Origin of the sequence: Acidovorax sp. WCS2018Noco2-16 (genome assembly GCF_031843945.1) — a bacterium.
In the GTDB taxonomy this organism is placed as follows: Bacteria; Pseudomonadota; Gammaproteobacteria; order Burkholderiales; family Burkholderiaceae_C; genus Paracidovorax.
The window spans coordinates 421952-436772 of record NZ_JAVTJJ010000001.1 but is presented as its reverse complement, the minus strand read 5'-3'; the positions used below and the strand labels follow the sequence as shown (position 1 = coordinate 436772).

Below are 14821 nucleotides of genomic sequence, written 5' to 3'. Positions count from 1 at the left end.
GGGTTTTTTATTGCTATGGCTCAAGGTGTTGCGGTGAGCTTCTGAAGCAGTTCCACCGTCGGATAGCCGTCAGCGGGCAGCTGCATGCTTTGCTGAAACTTCCGCAAACCTACGCGGGTGGCGGGGCCCAGAATTCCGTCAGCAGTGCCTGCGTCGAACCCGCGCTGGTTGAGCGCGGTTTGCAGTTCCAGCACCTGGCTGCGCGACAAAGGCTGCAGATCACGCGGCCAGGCTGTGCGCACGCCAGCACCGCCGTCGATCTGCCGGGCCAGCAAGCCGACACCCAGCGCGTAGTTCACCGAGTTGTTGTAGCGCAGGATGGCCCGGAAGTTGGGCCCAATCAGAAATGCCGGCCCGCGTGCACCGGCAGGGGCGATCACCGACGCGGAATCGAAGGCAGGCAGTGCCGTCCCATCGATCGGTTGCACGCCTTCTGCAGCCCATTGGGCGGAGGCTTGCCGAATTGTCAATTCCGCGCGGCTGTGGTCGAAACCTGCCGGCAGTTGCACTTCGACACCCCAAGGCTCGCCACGACGCCAGCCGGCGCTGGCCAGGTAGTTCGCGGTGGATGCAGTGACGTCGGGAATGCTGCCCCAGATGTCACGGCGGCCGTCGCCATCCGCGTCGACCGCGTGCGCCAGAAATACGGACGGCAGGAATTGTGTGTGCCCCATTGCCCCGGCCCATGAGCCGACCATGCGACCCGCTGCGATGTCGCCTTGATCCACGATGCGCAACACCGCCAGCAGTTCGTTGCGCGCCCATTCGCGTCGGCGGCCTTCGAAAGCCAGCGTGGCCAGTGCGTCCACTGCACGGAAGCTGCCGAAATTGCCGCCGTAGTTGCTTTCCATGCCCCAGATGGCGGTGACGACGCTGGCGGGCACGCCATAACGGGCTTCGGCTGCTGCCAGCGGTGCATTGTTTTCCGCCAGTTTCGACCGGCCGCCAGCGATGCGCTGGGCCGAGACGGCACTGTCGAGATAAGCCCAGGGCGTGCGCGTGAATTCAGGCTGAGCGCGGTCCAGCTCGATCACTCGAGGCTGCAGGCGCACACCTGACAGCGTTTGCTTCACCGTGGCGGGACGCAAGCCTGCGGCTAGGGCGTCTGCGCTGAACGCGGTAATCCACGCGTCGAATGCTGCCTGTTCGTCGGCTGCGGAAGGAAATGCTGTTGGGTCTGCAGGTGCCGTGGCGGCAGCTTGCGGCGCAGTCAATGGCGGCTGCGGCGCCGGAGCCAAGGGTGTGGCGACGGTCGCTGGCGTGCTTGCCGGCCGATCACCCGGAGCCTGCGTGGACGCGCATCCGCCCAGAGTCAATGCAACGCAAGCCAGCGGCACAGCCCAGGGGGACAGGCGCCATGCTGCTGCACCGCGCGAAGAGAAATCACGGTTCAAATTGGAGTGCATGCCCCATTGTCGTTGCCCCGGCATACTTGCGGCTTTGTGTTTCCTGCGGTAGCGATTCCCATGCACACCTTCTATTGGCACGACTACGAAACCTTTGGTGCTAACACCCGGCGCGACCGTCCCGCGCAGTTCGCCGGCATCCGCACCGATGCCGAACTCAACGAAATCGGCGATCCGCTGATGGTTTATTGCCAGCCTGCGCCGGACTACCTGCCCGACCCGGAGTCCTGCCTGATCACCGGCATCACCCCACAAGTCTGCCTGGAGCGCGGACTGCCAGAGCACGAGTTCGCCGCTCGTATCGAAGCCGAAATGGCAAGGCCAGGCACCATCGGCGTGGGCTACAACACCATTCGGTTCGATGACGAGATCACCCGCTTCATGTTCTGGCGCAACCTGATGGACCCGTATGCCCGCGAATGGCAAAACCAGTGCGGTCGCTGGGACTTGCTGGACGTCGTGCGCATGACGTATGCCCTGCGTCCGCAGGGCATCGAATGGCCTCGCAAGGAAGATGGCTCGCCCAGCTTCAAGCTGGAACACCTGTCAAAGGCCAATGGCCTGGTCCACGAAGCAGCGCACGACGCCTTGTCCGATGTGCGTGCCACCATCGCCCTGGCACGCCTGATCCGCCAGCAGCAGCCAAAGCTCTTTGATTTCGCCCTGAGCCTGCACAAGAAAGACAAGGTGGCAGCGGAGCTGCGCCTGCCCGCCACGGCCGAAACCGCGCGACCCTTCCTGCATGTATCGGGCATGTTCCCCCCCGAGCGAGGTTGCCTGGGTGTGATGTGGCCGCTGGCCAGCCACCCTACCAATCGCAACGAACTGATCGCGTGGGATTTGGCCCATGACCCGGCCGAACTGGCGCTGCTCGACGCAGACACCATTCGGCTGCGCATGTTCACCCGCAGTGCCGACCTGCCCGAAGGCATGACGCGCTTGCCGGTCAAGACGGTGCACCTGAACAAGTCGCCCATGGTGGTGGGCAACGTCAACACACTGACTGCGCAAACCGCCGAGGGCTGGGGCATCGACCTGGAGCGTGCTGCTGCGCATGCTGAATCAGCGCGGTCACTGCCCGATCTGACGGCGATCTGGGCGGCAGTATTCGCCCGGCCGCAGGATGGCGCTGCAGCGACCGATGTGGATCAGGACCTGTACGGTGGTTTTGTCGGCAACGAAGACCGCCGGCGCCTGAATCACCTGCGCTCCCTGCCGCCGGAAAAGCTGGCCGTGGCGCGAACGGGCTTCGATGACGAGCGACTGGAAGAGCTCGTCTGGCGCTACCGAGCGCGCAATTTTCCGCACACGCTGAGCGAAGAAGATCTGGAGCGCTGGGAGGCCCACCGCGTGTCATGCCTGATGGAGGGCCAGGCGGGCGCGCTCACGTTCGATGACCTGTTCGCACGTCTGGACCAGCTGGGCGGCGAGGCGGACGAGCGCGGTGAGGCCATCCTGGGTGCTTTGTACGACTATGCCGAGAGCATCGCTCCGTCTCTGTAGGCGGCGCTATGGTTGAGCCATCACTGTTGCTGGCTGATGCACCGGGTGCCGCCGCCAATGCATCGGACCTTGCGGCATTCATTCGTTTGCACCCACGCCTCTTTGTGCTGACCGGCGCCGGCTGCAGCACGGCCTCGGGCATTCCTGATTACCGCGACGACGACGGGCAATGGAAGCGCCCGCAACCCGTCACGTTCCAGGCGTTCATGGGTGAGGAGGCCACGCGCAAGCGTTACTGGGCGCGAAGCCTGGTGGGCTGGCGCGTGATGGGGCATGCGCAGCCGGGATCGGCACACCACGCGTTGGCTGCGCTGGAGGCAATGGAGCATGTCGAGATGCTGCTGACCCAGAATGTCGATGGTCTGCACGGCGCTGCGGGCAGCTTGCACACGATCGACCTCCATGGCCGCATCGACACCGTGAGGTGCATGCATTGCGAAGCGCGCATGCCCAGGGCCAGGCTGCAACACCTGCTGCAGCAGGCCAACCCGGCATGGGCGTCGCAGCAAGCACAGGCTGCGCCGGATGGCGATGCCGAACTGGACGGGCTTGATTTCTCCAGCTTCGTAGTGCCGTCGTGCCCCCACTGCGGCGCTGGCCCGCTTAAGCCAGACGTCGTGTTTTTTGGCGAAAGCGTGCCGCCCGAGCGCGTGGCTGCGGCGCGCGCCGCGCTATCGAGGTCCGATGCCGTGCTCGTCGCCGGGTCGTCGCTCATGGTGTATTCGGGTTTTCGCTTCGTTCAAGCGGCTGCCGATGCGGCCAAGCCCGTGGTGGCCGTCAATCAAGGCCGCACGCGCGGTGACGGTCTCTTCTTGCTGAAAGTGCCTGCCGACGTGGGCGCGACGCTGTCCGCTGTCGTCTCCTTGCTGGGTTGAGCGCTGGGTATCAACGGTGCTATGGTGCTGGGGGCATGCAGCCGGCGAGCCAGCCTCGCCGGCCCATATAAGGCCGGCCCAGGCCCAGGAGACGCCATGCCACAGCACACACCCCTCGCCGCGCCATCCAGCGCAGGGCTGGACACGGACCATCACGACGCCGATCGCATTCAGCATGCGCACCAGCGCTCGGTTGCATTCGGCCTGCGCCGCCATGATCTGGCAGATCTCACCCCCATCGATGCCGAGGCGCTGTCGTGGTCGGTGGCCCGCAACGACGCCCTGTGTGCACATGCCCGGCCGGTCATGGAAACCCTGGCAGCGCAGATCGCCGGAACGCAGAGCATGGTGCTGCTGACCGATGCCACCGGTGTGATTCTTCACGCTTTGGGCGACGACGAGTTCCTGGGGCGTGCCAGCCGGGTGGCGCTACGGCCTGGGGCCATCTGGTCTGAAAGCAGCAAGGGCACCAATGCCATCGGCACGGCGCTCACGCTGGGTGAAGCGCTGCAGGTCAATGGCAATGAACACTTCCTGCAGGCCAACCATTTTCTGACCTGTTCCTGCGCGCCAATCCTCGACCCGCAGGGCCACATCATCGGCGCACTGGACGTGAGCGGCGACCACCGCGGCCAGAGCCAGCACACGATGGCGCTGGTACGCATGTCGGCCAAGATGGTCGAAAACCACCTGTTCGGCAAGGTGTTCGAAGATGCCGTGCTGCTGCGCTTTCATGCGCGTGAAGAATTTCTGGGCACCCTGGTGGAAGGCATGGCCGCATTCACGCTCGATGGCCGGTTCCTGGCGGCCAATCGCAGCGGGCAATTTCAGCTGGGCCTGTCGTCTGCCGCGCTGCAGGCGCACACGTTCGCCTCGCTGTTCAACATGCCCATGAGCACTTTGCTGCAGCACGCACGTGCCGCCGTGCCGGGCAAGCTATCGCTGTGGTTGCCTGGTGGAGTAGCGGTGTTTGCGGTGGTGGACTACCGCATCCGGCAGGCCACGCTCGTGATGCCGGCCGCAACCGATGACCGTGACGGCGCTGCCCACGCAATCGCGCAACGCCCGGCCAAGGCCACGCGGCTGTCCAGCCTGCGTTACCTTGACACCGGCGACGCGCAGCTCGCGCAGGTGATCGACCGCGTCACCCGGCTGCTGGGCCGCGACGTACCCACACTGATCCTGGGTGAGACGGGCACCGGCAAGGAGTTGCTGGCCCAGGCCATGCACCACGACAGTCCGCGCGCCGATGGGCCGTTTGTCGCGGTCAATTGCGCATCGATTCCCGAGGCGTTGATGGAAGCCGAACTCTTTGGCTACGACGAGGGAGCGTTCACTGGTGCCCGGCGCAAGGGCAACCCGGGCAAGATCGTGCAGGCGCACGGCGGGACCTTGTTTCTGGACGAAATCGGCGACATGCCCTTGTCGATGCAGGCGCGCCTGCTGCGCGTGCTGCAAGAGCGGAAGGTGGCGCCGCTGGGCTCCACGCGGCTGGTGGACGTGGATGTGAACGTGGTTTGCGCCACGCACCGCAACCTGCGCGAGATGATGGCCAACGGCAGCTTTCGCGACGACCTGTACTACCGCTTGAACGGACTGGTCGTGCGCTTGCCGGCGCTGCGCGAACGAACCGATCTGGCCGTGATCATCGCGCGCCTGCTGCGCTCGCAGCAAGAGTCCGACACCGGGCGCGGCTGCACCGGCGGCGCCGTACAGGTGTCGCCCGACGTCATGGCGCTGTTTGCCACGCACGGCTGGCCGGGCAACCTGCGGCAACTGAGCAACGTGCTGCGGACTGCCACGCTGATGGCCGAGGGCACGGGCAACGTGCAGGTGCACCATTTGCCCGAAGATTTTCTGGAGGACTGCGACATGCTGCTGGGGCAGGGGACTGCGGTATCGAATGCGCACAGTCGCACTACCTCCGCACCGTCAGATCGCAACCTCGGGTCGAAACCAGTCGACAACATGCGCGTGCGCCGGCTGGGGGACGTGACCGCCAACGCGCTGCACGAGGCGCTCGCCTTCCATCAGGGCAACGTCTCTGCCGCAGCCCGTGCGCTGGGCGTGTCACGCAACACGGTGTACCGCCACCTGAAAGCGGGCCGATGAGAGCGGGGCGAAATCAGTCCAAGGGCTGACGTCGCCACTGCCCGGCTACAACGGGCCAAGGGCCTCGATGGCCGCCCATTCATCGTCGCCATACAACCGCGACCGCGTCAGAAACCGCAGTCCCGTGGGCCGCTCCAGCGAGAACATGCCGCCATTGCCAGGCACGGCGTCGATGATCAGGTGGGTATGTTCCCAGTAGGCGAACTGCGAGCGGCTCATGTAGAACGGCATGCCCGCAATCTCGCCGAGCAGCACGTCGGAATCGCCCACCATGAACTCTCCCAGCGCAAAGCACATGGGTGCGCTGCCATCACAGCAGCCCCCCGACTGGTGGAACATGAGCGGGCCGTGTTGCACGCTTAGTTTTTCAATCAGTGCCACAGCCGCCGGTGTGGCCGAGACGCGGCCCACCGCAGCACCCGGCGCGTTGGATGAGTGTGTAGTGGGCGTGTCCATGGCTTGGTTCCTGAATCAGAAGAAGCCCAGCGGCGCCTGCGAATAGCTCACCAGCAGGTTCTTGGTCTGCTGATAGTGATCCAGCATCATCTTGTGGTTCTCGCGGCCGATGCCCGACTGCTTGTAGCCGCCGAAGGCCGCGTGCGCTGGGTAGTGGTGGTAACAGTTGGTCCACACGCGCCCGGCCTGTATGCCCTTGCCCATTCGGAAGGCGCGCGCCCCGTCACGGCTCCATACGCCGGCACCCAAGCCGTACAGCGTGTCGTTGGCGATCTCCAGCGCTTCCTCCTCGGTCTTGAAGGTCGTCACCGACAGCACGGGGCCGAAGATCTCTTCCTGGAAGATGCGCATCTTGTTGTGGCCCTTGAATACGGTGGGCTTGACGTAATAGCCGCCGGCCAGGTCGCCGTCCAGATTGTTGCGTTCGCCGCCGATCAGGCACTCGGCGCCTTCCTGTTTGCCCAGGTCCAGGTACGAGAGGATCTTTTCGAGCTGCTCTTGCGAGGCCTGTGCGCCGATCATGGTGCTCTTGTCCAGCGGGTGGCCCTGCTTGATGGCCGCCACGCGCTTCAGTGCGCGCTCCATGAACTTTTCGTAGATCGATTCCTGTACCAGCGCACGGCTGGGGCAGGTGCAGACTTCTCCCTGGTTGAGCGCGAACATCGCAAAGCCTTCCAGCGCCTTGTCGAAGAAGCCGTCGTCGGCCGCCATCACGTCTTCGAAGAACACGTTGGGGCTCTTGCCACCCAGCTCCAGCGTGACCGGGATGATGTTCTGGCTGGCGTACTGCATGATCAGCCGGCCCGTGGTGGTCTCGCCCGTGAAGGCTATTTTTGCGATGCGCGGGCTGCTGGCCAGCGGCTTGCCGGCCTCCAGGCCAAAACCGTTGACCACGTTCAACACACCGGGCGGCAGCAGGTCGCCCACCAGTTCCAGCAGCACGAGGATGGACGCGGGCGTCTGCTCGGCCGGCTTGAGCACCACACAGTTGCCGGCGGCCAGGGCCGGGGCCAGCTTCCATACCGCCATCAGGATGGGGAAGTTCCAGGGAATGATCTGCCCCACCACGCCCAGCGGCTCATGGAAGTGATAGGCCATGGTTTCGTGGTCGATCTCGCTGATGCCGCCTTCCTGCGCGCGGATGCAGCTGGCGAAGTAACGAAAGTGGTCGATGGCCAGGGGAATGTCGGCCGCCATGGTTTCGCGCAGCGGTTTGCCGTTGTCGATGGTCTCGGCCACGGCAATGGTCAGCAGGTTGGCTTCCATGCGGTCGGCGATCTTCAGCAGGATGTTGGCGCGGTCGGTGCCTGAGGTCTTGCCCCAGGCAGCCTTGGCCTTATGGGCTGCGTCCAGCGCGGCGTTGATGTCCTTGTCGTTCGAGCGCGGGATGGCGGTGAACACCTGTCCGTTGATAGGCGAGCTGTTCTCAAAGTACTGCCCATCAATGGGCGCCACCCACTGGCCACCGATGTAGTTGCCGTATTGCTTCTTGTAGGGGTTGGCGATGCCGAGGCTGGCGATTTCTGCCATGTTCATGATGCTTGTCTCCTGTAGTTGGGGCGTTGAGGTGGCTGTGCGCAGCGACGCACTCGCCACAAGAGAAGGGCAAATCGCATGCCAGCAGGCCGGCCGGCGGCTGTAAGCGCTGTTGCGAAGGGGGCAGCGCCGCCCTGCGCATGGAGCCACCACCGAGAGGGCAGCGCTGCAAATGCGCCAGGTGTTGTGACATGGCACGACCAGCGTGTCACAGTTGTTCCGTTATGGAGCAGTTGCTCATCTCAAGATTTCTTGCTATGAAAATAGTAGCTTTAAGCGCTTGATGGACGGGCGCTAGAGCCTGTTATTGCTTGATTTTCCTTCGCAAGTGTCTCGCAGCAAGCTATTCACCGACTGCACCACCAGCCAGACCATCGGTGTGAAGCGCGTGAGCATCCATCCTTGATGCCGGTACTGCTGCCGCCGCCGCGCGCGCTCTAGAATCGGCCGCTGCACCTTGGCTTCAATTGCCGGGGAGAGACCGGTTCGCAGTCCGTAAAGACCGCGACCCGCACGGTGGGCGCCCTGGCTGGTTGCAGGACCCCATCCACCAACATTCGCAGGAGGCGCCACCATGGGTGCGCAATGGAAAGCAAAGGGCAAGGCGCAAGTCGCCGACGCCAGGGGCAAGCTGTTTGGCAAGCTGGTCAAGGAAATCACGGTCGCGGCGCGCGGCGGCGCCGACCCGGCTGGCAATGCGCGGCTGCGCCTGGTCGTGGAGCAGGCCCGCAAGGCGTCCATGCCCAAGGACACGCTGGAGCGCGCCATCAAGAAGGGCTCCGGCGTGGGTGCCGACGCGGTGGATTACCAACGCGTCATCTATGAAGGCTTCGGGCCGCATCAGGTGCCGGTGATGGTCGAATGCCTGACCGACAACGTGAACCGCACGGCCCCTGAAATGCGCGTGCTGTTCCGCAAGGGCCAGCTGGGCACCTCGGGCTCCGTGTCGTGGGACTTCAACCATGTGGGCCTGCTCGAAGCCGAGCCCACGGCTGGCCACGCCGGTGCCGACGCAGAAGTGGCCGCCATCGAAGCCGGAGCGCAAGACTTCGAGCCGGGTGAACATGAGGGCGCCACGCTGTTCATCACCGACCCGGCCGACCTGGACGTCGTCAGCCGCGCACTGCCGGCACAGGGCTTCACGGTGCTGTCGGCCAAGCTGGGCTACCAGCCCAAGAACCCGGTCGACCCCGCCAACCTGAGCGCCGAAGCGCTGGAAGAAGTCGAAAACTTCCTAGCCGCCATCGACGCGCACGACGACGTGCAGGAAATGTTCGTGGGCCTGAAGGGCTGACGGACCACGAACTGCTAACTGAGGTTTCTGCCGCCGGCAGCCCGGCGGCGGCTGGCGAGGTGATCTTTTGACGCGGCGATGCTGCGCCGTGCCTGGCGCAATGCCAGGCACACTTTCGTCGGAACAATCAAAATTGATAGCTGCTAGCGCTTAATGGATAAGCGCTGGAGGCACTTTTTACTTGAAATTGCTGCGGTTGGGCCCGTGTGGATCGGTGAGAAAGCCAATCTGCTGCGGCCGCCCTGGCAGCGTCAGCTGGGCAACCGGCGCCGGGCTGCTGGCCACCAGCTGCCCGCGCCGCCACACTGCCAACCGCGTCGCGCGCAGGCGGATCGCTTCTGCGGGGCTTTGCGCATGCAGCAGCACCAGGTCGGCATGGCAACCCGGGCCGATGCCATAGCCCTGCAGGCCCAACAACCGCGCGGGGTTCACGGTGATGGCGTCGAAGCATTGGCGCATGGCGGCCTGACCGGTCATCTGCGCCACGTGCAGGCCCATGTGGGCCGACTCGAGCAGGTCGGCGCTGCCGCCGCCGTACCACGGGTCCATCACGCAGTCGTGGCCGAAGGCGACCGTCAGGCCGGCGGCCATCAACTCGGGCACGCGCGTCATGCCGCGGCGCTTGGGGTAGGTGTCGTGCCGGCCCTGCAGCGTGATGTTGATGAGCGGGTTGGCCACCACGCCCAGCTGCGCCTCGGCCATCAGCGGGATCAGCTTGCTGACGTAATAGTTGTCCATGCTGTGCATGGAAGTCAGGTGCGAGCCGGTGACCCGGCCCTGCAGGCCCAGCCGCACGGTTTCGGCCGCCAGCGTCTCGACATGGCGCGAGAACGGGTCGTCGGACTCGTCGCAATGCATGTCCACGCGCAGGCCACGCTCCGCTGCCAGCTCGCAGAGAAGGCTCACGCTCTCGGCGCCCTGTGCGGCCGTGCGTTCGAAATGGGGAATGCCGCCGACCACCTCCACGCCCATGTCCAGCGCGCGCTTCAGATTGACCAGGCCGCCCGAAGATCGCAGCACGCCGTCTTGCGGAAAGGCGACCAGCTGCAAATCCAGATACGGCGCCACGCGTTGCTTCACGTCAAGCAACGCCTGCACGGTGAGCAGGCTCGCATCGCTGGTGTCCACATGGCTGCGGATGGCGAGCAGCCCGCGCGCCACCGCCCAGTCGCAATACGCCAGCGCGCGCTGCACGATGGAGTCATGCGACAGCGTGGGCTTGAGTTCGCCCCAGAGCGCGATGCCTTCGAGCAGCGTGCCGCTTTCGTTCACGCGCGGCTGGCCGTAGCTGAGCGCCGAGTCGAGGTGAAAGTGCGCGTCGACGAAGGGCGGCGACAGCAACAGCCCGCCGGCGTCAACCGTCTGGTGGGCGGGCGCCGAAAGGCCCTCGGCCACCTCGGTGATGCGGTCGCCCTGCACGGCGACGGACATGTGCTGGCGCCCGTCGGGCAGGGTGGCGTTGTGGATCAGCAGGTCGAGCATGGGGCGGCCCAGTGGGTATTTTGAAACCAGTATCCGGCATATTCTCAGCTTCCGCGGGCATTGCCCACGTCCCTTTGAACTCTCGTTTTTTCGGAGCTTGGCCCATGCAATTCGGCTACACCATCCTGTACGTGGAAGACGTACCCCAGACCATCGCTTTCTACGAAGCCGCTTTCGGCCTGCAGCGCCGCTTCGTGCATGAGGCGGGCGACTTTGGCGAGCTGGAAACCGGCACCACTGCGCTGGCTTTCTCGTCGCTGCGGCTAATGACCGAGCTGGGCAAGAACCCGCAGCGCACCTCAGCGGCCGCACCCAGCTTTGAGATCGCCTTCACCACTCCCGACGTGCCTGCGGCTGTAGAGCGCGCCGTGGCGGCGGGGGGCCGCCTGGTTCAGGCGCCAGAGCAGATGCCCTGGGGCCAGACCGTCGCCTACGTGGCGGACTTGAACGGTGCGCTGGTGGAGCTGTGCACGCCCATGGGCGCGGGCTGATCGAAGGCCTGCCACTGCGCGCGTGACAGCCGGTAGAGGCAATGCGGGCGTACCGGGTGGCCTGGCGGCACGGCAGGGTGATCGAAGGCTTCGGCGGGGCTTGCGCGAAACCCCAGGCGCTCCATCACGGCGCGGGATCGCTGGTTGCGCACGGTGGTGAACGACACGATCTCGTCCAGGTGCAGCGCTTCGAACCCCACGCGCAGGGCCAGTCTTGCAGCCTCGCTGGCAAGCCCTAAACCCCAGAAGGGCCGAGCCAGGCGCCAGCCAATTTCAACGCAAGGCGAGAAGGGCAGATCGGCGGCGGGCGTGTGCAGGCCGACAAAGCCCATGAACTGCGGACCATCGTCCAGCAAAAAGTCGGCGGCCCAGAAACCCCAGCCGCGCTGATCAATCAGCGCCTGAATGCGGTCTGCCATCGCGTCGCTGGCAGCGGCCGTGAGCACGGCGGGAAAGTGCTCCATCACCACCGGGTCGGCATTCATTGCGGCGAACGGTGCGCGGTCGGCTGCGGACCACTGCCGCAGCCGCAGGCGGGGCGTCGCCAGCCAGTCGACTTCCACGGTCGTGGAGCCGCCGCCGCTCATACGCCTGCCTTACTTGGTGCCGAAGATCCGGTCGCCCGCGTCGCCCAGGCCCGGCAGGATGTAGCCGTGGTCGTTGAGTTCGCGGTCGATGGCGGCGGTGTAGATCGGCACGTCGGGGTGGGCTTTCTGCAGCGTGGCCACGCCTTCGGGTGCGGCCAGCAGGCAGACAAACTTGATCGAGCGCGGGTTGAGTTTTTTGAGGCGATCCACGGCAGCCGCAGCGGAGTTGCCGGTGGCGAGCATCGGGTCCACCACGATGATGTCGCGCTCTTCCATCTCGGACGGCATCTTGAAGTAGTACTCGACCGGCTGCAGCGTCTCGGGGTCGCGGTACAGGCCGATGTGGCCGATGCGCGCGCCCGGAATCACGTTCAGCATGCCGTCCAGAAACCCGTTGCCCGCGCGCAGGATGGACACCAGCACCTGCTTCTTGCCGTCAATGACCTTGCCGACCATGGTTTCCATGGGCGTTTCGATCTCCAGGTCAGACAGGGGCATGTCGCGCGTGATCTCGTACGCCATCAGCGTGCTCAGCTCGCCCAGCAGGCGGCGAAAGCTGTTGGTGCTGGCGTCCTTGCGGCGCATCAGGGTCAGCTTGTGCTGCACCAGGGGGTGGTCGATAACGTGGACATTGGTCATGGGAGTCTGGGCTGAGGGGTGATAGGAGCTACCGGCGAGGCAACCTGCGGTGGGTGGAAGCGATACAGGCCATGCAGCCACGCAAGCCAGGCAGGACCGCCAGGGACGCGTGGATTTTCCCACGCTCCCACGCGTTCGACGGGTTCGCCCCGCGATCAGGGCGTGATGCCCAGCAACTGCAGCCGCAGTTGCGCAGCCACTGCAGCCAGCGGTGCGATCACCGCGACACCTGCACTGCGCTGCAGTTCGGCCGCGGCCTGCCCCAGCGGGCCACCGCCGATGACTACCGCCTGGGCGCCGTCCTGTTGTACGCAATCACGCACGGCGCCTTCCAGGGCGTGCCGCAGGCGCGCAGGGTCGGCCGCGAGGGCGCGGGGGTCGCCTTCGGTGAATCGAATGCCGGTGTACGCGTGTTCCAGGCCCTGATCGCGCACGCGCTCGGCGATGAGGCGTTCCAGGCCGGGCGTGACCGTGGCGATGCCGAAGCGCCGCCCGCCTTGCGCCGCCGCGTGCAGCGACGCCTCGCAGATGCCGGCCACGGGCAGCCGCGTCTGCCCGCGTACGAATGCGATGCCCGGGTCACCGAAGGCACTCACGATGACTGCGCTCCAGTGCCGGTTCCGCGCATGCCGTTGCCAGCTGTGGCCGACCTGCACGGCCGCGTGCGCCATCTCTTGCTCGTTCACGATCATGGGCACGCCGCTGGCTGCCGTGCAACCCGTCACTTCCCAGCCGGCAGGCAGGCGCTCTTGCACGAGGCGGACCATCATCCCGGTGGTCACTGGCGACGTGTTGGGGTTGATGAGCAGGATGTTCGGCATGCCCCGCGATGGTCGTTGTGAAAGCTGATGTGGGTGATCGTGAACCCCGCTGCTAGAGGGGCAGTTCCCCGGCAGGGCGGCCCAGCCACTTGTTGGACAACCGGTCGATCTCGCCGTTGTTGCGCGCTTCCAGCAAGATGGCATTGATGCGGTCCTTCAGCGCTGTCTGCCCCTTGGCCACCCCTATGTAGTTGGGGCTGACCTTGAGCACGAGCTTGAATTCTGTCTCCAGCTTCGGGTTCTGGTTCATGAGGGTTCCGCCTTCGCCGGCGCTGGTGGCAATGGCCTGCACCTGGCCGGAGACGAACGCCGACACGGTGCCCACGTGATCTTCAAAGCGCCGGATCTGCGTGGCCGCAGGGGCTACCTTGCTCAACTCGGCGTCGGCCATGGCGCCCCGCGTGACCGACACGCTCTTGCCAGCCAGGTCGGCCCAGCTCTTGATCTGCAGCGACTTGGGGGCGAACAGCGCCTGGAAGAATGGCGAATACGCATGGGTGAAATCGACCACCTGTTCGCGCTCCGGCGTCTTGCCCAGGGTGGAGACGATCAGATCCACTTTGCCCGTCTGCAGGTAGGGAATGCGGTTGGCACTGGTGACCGCAATCAGCTCGGGCGTAACGCCCAGTTTGCCCGCGACGTAGTTCGCCATGTCGATGTCCAGGCCCATGGGGCGCAGGTCTTTGCCCACCATGCCGTAAGGCGGGTAGTCGGTGGGCACGGCAATGCGGATCTTCTTGGCGCGGGTGACTTGCGCGAGCGTGTCGTCGGTCTGGGCGGCTGCGGTGCCCAGCAGGGTCAGTGCGAGAAAGCCCAGCGTGAGGCGGCGGAGGCGATGCGTCATGGTCTAGATCCTTTCGGTGTCAGGGAAGCTGCGAGGGGAATGCGGGAAGGGCCGTTGATGGTTTCGCGGTGAAGCTGCGCGCCAGCGAGTTGCTGCTGCATCCAATGCGCGGCTGACACCAGGGGCGACACGAGGGCCTGCGAGAAAAGGGGCGCCAGCGCCAGCGCCGCCTGCCCGAGCGGCCCGCCGCCGATCACCACGGCTTGTGCGCCGTCCTGGTCGATGCAGGCGGCGACCGCTTGTGCCAGCGCGGCTTGCAGCTCGGCGGGCTGGGCCACCAGTTGGTGCGGCTCTTGCGCGGTGGCGCGCACTCCGCTGTAGCTTTCGGCCAGTCCCAGGCGCAGTGCGCAGGCGGCGATGTCCGCTGCCAGGCCCGGCGTGGTGGTCGCCACACCGAATCGCCGGCCAGCGTCGGCGGCGTCGCGCATCGCGGCTTCGCCGATGCCCGTCACGGGCGCGTCGGTCTGCTGGCGCAGCCACGCCACGCCTGGGTCGCCGAAACACGCCACGATCACTCCGTCCCAGCCGCTGCCGGCCTCGGCCCAGCAGGTACGCACCTGATGCGCGCTGTCCACCAGCTCGGCATGGTTCACGATCATGGGCACCCCGGTACGGGCCGTGACGCCACGCACGACGACATCAACATGGAGATGCGCCCGGACGATGTCCGCCATCATCCGTGTCGTGGCCTCGGAAGTGTTGGGGTTGATGAGCAGGATGGAGGGCATATCGAATTGATTTTTCAGAAAATTATTTTCATGAAAATTCATTTTCA

14 protein-coding genes are annotated in these 14821 nt (G+C 65.4%); 5 read left to right on the top strand and 9 right to left on the bottom strand.

The features are described 5' to 3' along the window. Positions 1 to 20 precede the first annotated feature (20 nt). On the bottom strand, positions 21 to 1406 hold the full coding sequence (locus tag RQI28_RS01950) for a lytic murein transglycosylase (protein WP_311220907.1): 1386 nt from the start codon (positions 1404 to 1406) through the stop codon (positions 21 to 23). 60 nt (positions 1407 to 1466) lie between these two features. On the opposite strand from RQI28_RS01950, the gene sbcB reads away from it, so the two are divergent. The 3 genes from sbcB to RQI28_RS01935 all read left to right on the top strand — a co-directional run bounded on the left by sbcB (position 1467) and on the right by RQI28_RS01935 (position 5896). Beyond that, positions 1467 to 2909: an exodeoxyribonuclease I gene (gene sbcB / locus RQI28_RS01945; RefSeq protein ID WP_311220906.1), complete on the top strand. Its 1443-nt coding sequence runs from the start codon at positions 1467 to 1469 to the stop codon at positions 2907 to 2909. A gap of 8 nt (positions 2910 to 2917) precedes the next feature. Next, on the top strand, positions 2918 to 3784 hold the full coding sequence (locus RQI28_RS01940) for an NAD-dependent protein deacetylase (protein WP_311220905.1): 867 nt from the start codon (positions 2918 to 2920) through the stop codon (positions 3782 to 3784). 96 nt (positions 3785 to 3880) lie between these two features. After that, a complete protein-coding gene (locus RQI28_RS01935) occupies positions 3881 to 5896 on the top strand; it encodes a sigma-54-dependent Fis family transcriptional regulator (RefSeq protein WP_311220904.1) in 2016 nt (671 codons plus the stop codon). 45 nt (positions 5897 to 5941) lie between these two features. On the opposite strand, the gene RQI28_RS01930 is transcribed toward RQI28_RS01935, so the two are convergent. Further along, entirely contained in the window at positions 5942 to 6352 is a 411-nt protein-coding gene (locus RQI28_RS01930) for a DUF779 domain-containing protein (protein ID WP_311220903.1), read from the bottom strand. 15 nt (positions 6353 to 6367) lie between these two features. Continuing rightward, positions 6368 to 7888, bottom strand: coding sequence for an aldehyde dehydrogenase (gene adh, locus RQI28_RS01925; protein WP_311220902.1), 1521 nt, complete (start codon positions 7886 to 7888; stop codon positions 6368 to 6370). Positions 7889 to 8462: 574 nt separating this feature from the next. Here adh and RQI28_RS01920 point away from each other — a divergent pair. Next, a complete protein-coding gene (locus tag RQI28_RS01920) occupies positions 8463 to 9182 on the top strand; it encodes a YebC/PmpR family DNA-binding transcriptional regulator (protein ID WP_311220901.1) in 720 nt (239 codons plus the stop codon). Between the two features lie 177 nt (positions 9183 to 9359). Here RQI28_RS01920 and RQI28_RS01915 read toward each other — a convergent pair whose 3' ends face one another. Continuing rightward, positions 9360 to 10664 (bottom strand): amidohydrolase family protein, encoded by a 1305-nt coding sequence (locus RQI28_RS01915; RefSeq protein ID WP_311220900.1) that lies wholly within the window; start codon positions 10662 to 10664, stop codon positions 9360 to 9362. A gap of 104 nt (positions 10665 to 10768) precedes the next feature. Here RQI28_RS01915 and RQI28_RS01910 point away from each other — a divergent pair, with 104 nt between their 5' ends. Then, positions 10769 to 11155 carry a VOC family protein gene (locus tag RQI28_RS01910; RefSeq protein ID WP_311220899.1) on the top strand — a complete coding sequence of 129 codons (387 nt, stop codon included), beginning with the start codon at positions 10769 to 10771 and terminating at the stop codon, positions 11153 to 11155. On the opposite strand, the gene RQI28_RS01905 is transcribed toward RQI28_RS01910, so the two are convergent. The 5 genes from RQI28_RS01905 to RQI28_RS01885 form a co-directional block, all read right to left on the bottom strand. Continuing rightward, positions 11095 to 11742: a GNAT family N-acetyltransferase gene (locus RQI28_RS01905; RefSeq protein WP_311220898.1), complete on the bottom strand. Its 648-nt coding sequence runs from the start codon at positions 11740 to 11742 to the stop codon at positions 11095 to 11097. The two genes, RQI28_RS01910 and RQI28_RS01905, sit on opposite strands and share 61 nt — an antisense overlap. A 9-nt stretch (positions 11743 to 11751) precedes the next feature. After that, positions 11752 to 12381, bottom strand: coding sequence for a uracil phosphoribosyltransferase (upp, locus tag RQI28_RS01900; RefSeq protein ID WP_311220897.1), 630 nt, complete (start codon positions 12379 to 12381; stop codon positions 11752 to 11754). A gap of 155 nt (positions 12382 to 12536) precedes the next feature. Next, on the bottom strand, positions 12537 to 13202 hold the full coding sequence (locus tag RQI28_RS01895; protein ID WP_311220896.1) for an aspartate/glutamate racemase family protein: 666 nt from the start codon (positions 13200 to 13202) through the stop codon (positions 12537 to 12539). Positions 13203 to 13254: 52 nt separating this feature from the next. After that, positions 13255 to 14046, bottom strand: a complete 792-nt coding sequence (locus tag RQI28_RS01890) for a transporter substrate-binding domain-containing protein (protein WP_311220895.1) — start codon at positions 14044 to 14046, stop codon at positions 13255 to 13257. Continuing rightward, positions 14043 to 14774 carry an aspartate/glutamate racemase family protein gene (locus RQI28_RS01885; RefSeq protein WP_311220894.1) on the bottom strand — a complete coding sequence of 244 codons (732 nt, stop codon included), beginning with the start codon at positions 14772 to 14774 and terminating at the stop codon, positions 14043 to 14045. Before RQI28_RS01885 ends, RQI28_RS01890 begins: the two co-directional genes overlap by 4 nt. Positions 14775 to 14821 lie beyond the last annotated feature (47 nt).

Bases quoted from the DNA above. Each gene is read 5' to 3' on its own strand.
- RQI28_RS01950 (WP_311220907.1), bottom strand. From the start codon at position 1,406: ATGCACTCCAATTTGAACCGTGATTTCTCTTCGCGCGGTGCAGCAGCA.
- sbcB (WP_311220906.1), top strand. From the start codon at position 1,467: ATGCACACCTTCTATTGGCACGACTACGAAACCTTTGGTGCTAACACC.
- RQI28_RS01940 (WP_311220905.1), top strand. From the start codon at position 2,918: ATGGTTGAGCCATCACTGTTGCTGGCTGATGCACCGGGTGCCGCCGCC.
- RQI28_RS01935 (WP_311220904.1), top strand. From the start codon at position 3,881: ATGCCACAGCACACACCCCTCGCCGCGCCATCCAGCGCAGGGCTGGAC.
- RQI28_RS01930 (WP_311220903.1), bottom strand. From the start codon at position 6,352: ATGGACACGCCCACTACACACTCATCCAACGCGCCGGGTGCTGCGGTG.
- adh (WP_311220902.1), bottom strand. From the start codon at position 7,888: ATGAACATGGCAGAAATCGCCAGCCTCGGCATCGCCAACCCCTACAAG.
- RQI28_RS01920 (WP_311220901.1), top strand. From the start codon at position 8,463: ATGGGTGCGCAATGGAAAGCAAAGGGCAAGGCGCAAGTCGCCGACGCC.
- RQI28_RS01915 (WP_311220900.1), bottom strand. From the start codon at position 10,664: ATGCTCGACCTGCTGATCCACAACGCCACCCTGCCCGACGGGCGCCAG.
- RQI28_RS01910 (WP_311220899.1), top strand. From the start codon at position 10,769: ATGCAATTCGGCTACACCATCCTGTACGTGGAAGACGTACCCCAGACC.
- RQI28_RS01905 (WP_311220898.1), bottom strand. From the start codon at position 11,742: ATGAGCGGCGGCGGCTCCACGACCGTGGAAGTCGACTGGCTGGCGACG.
- upp (WP_311220897.1), bottom strand. From the start codon at position 12,381: ATGACCAATGTCCACGTTATCGACCACCCCCTGGTGCAGCACAAGCTG.
- RQI28_RS01895 (WP_311220896.1), bottom strand. From the start codon at position 13,202: ATGCCGAACATCCTGCTCATCAACCCCAACACGTCGCCAGTGACCACC.
- RQI28_RS01890 (WP_311220895.1), bottom strand. From the start codon at position 14,046: ATGACGCATCGCCTCCGCCGCCTCACGCTGGGCTTTCTCGCACTGACC.
- RQI28_RS01885 (WP_311220894.1), bottom strand. From the start codon at position 14,774: ATGCCCTCCATCCTGCTCATCAACCCCAACACTTCCGAGGCCACGACA.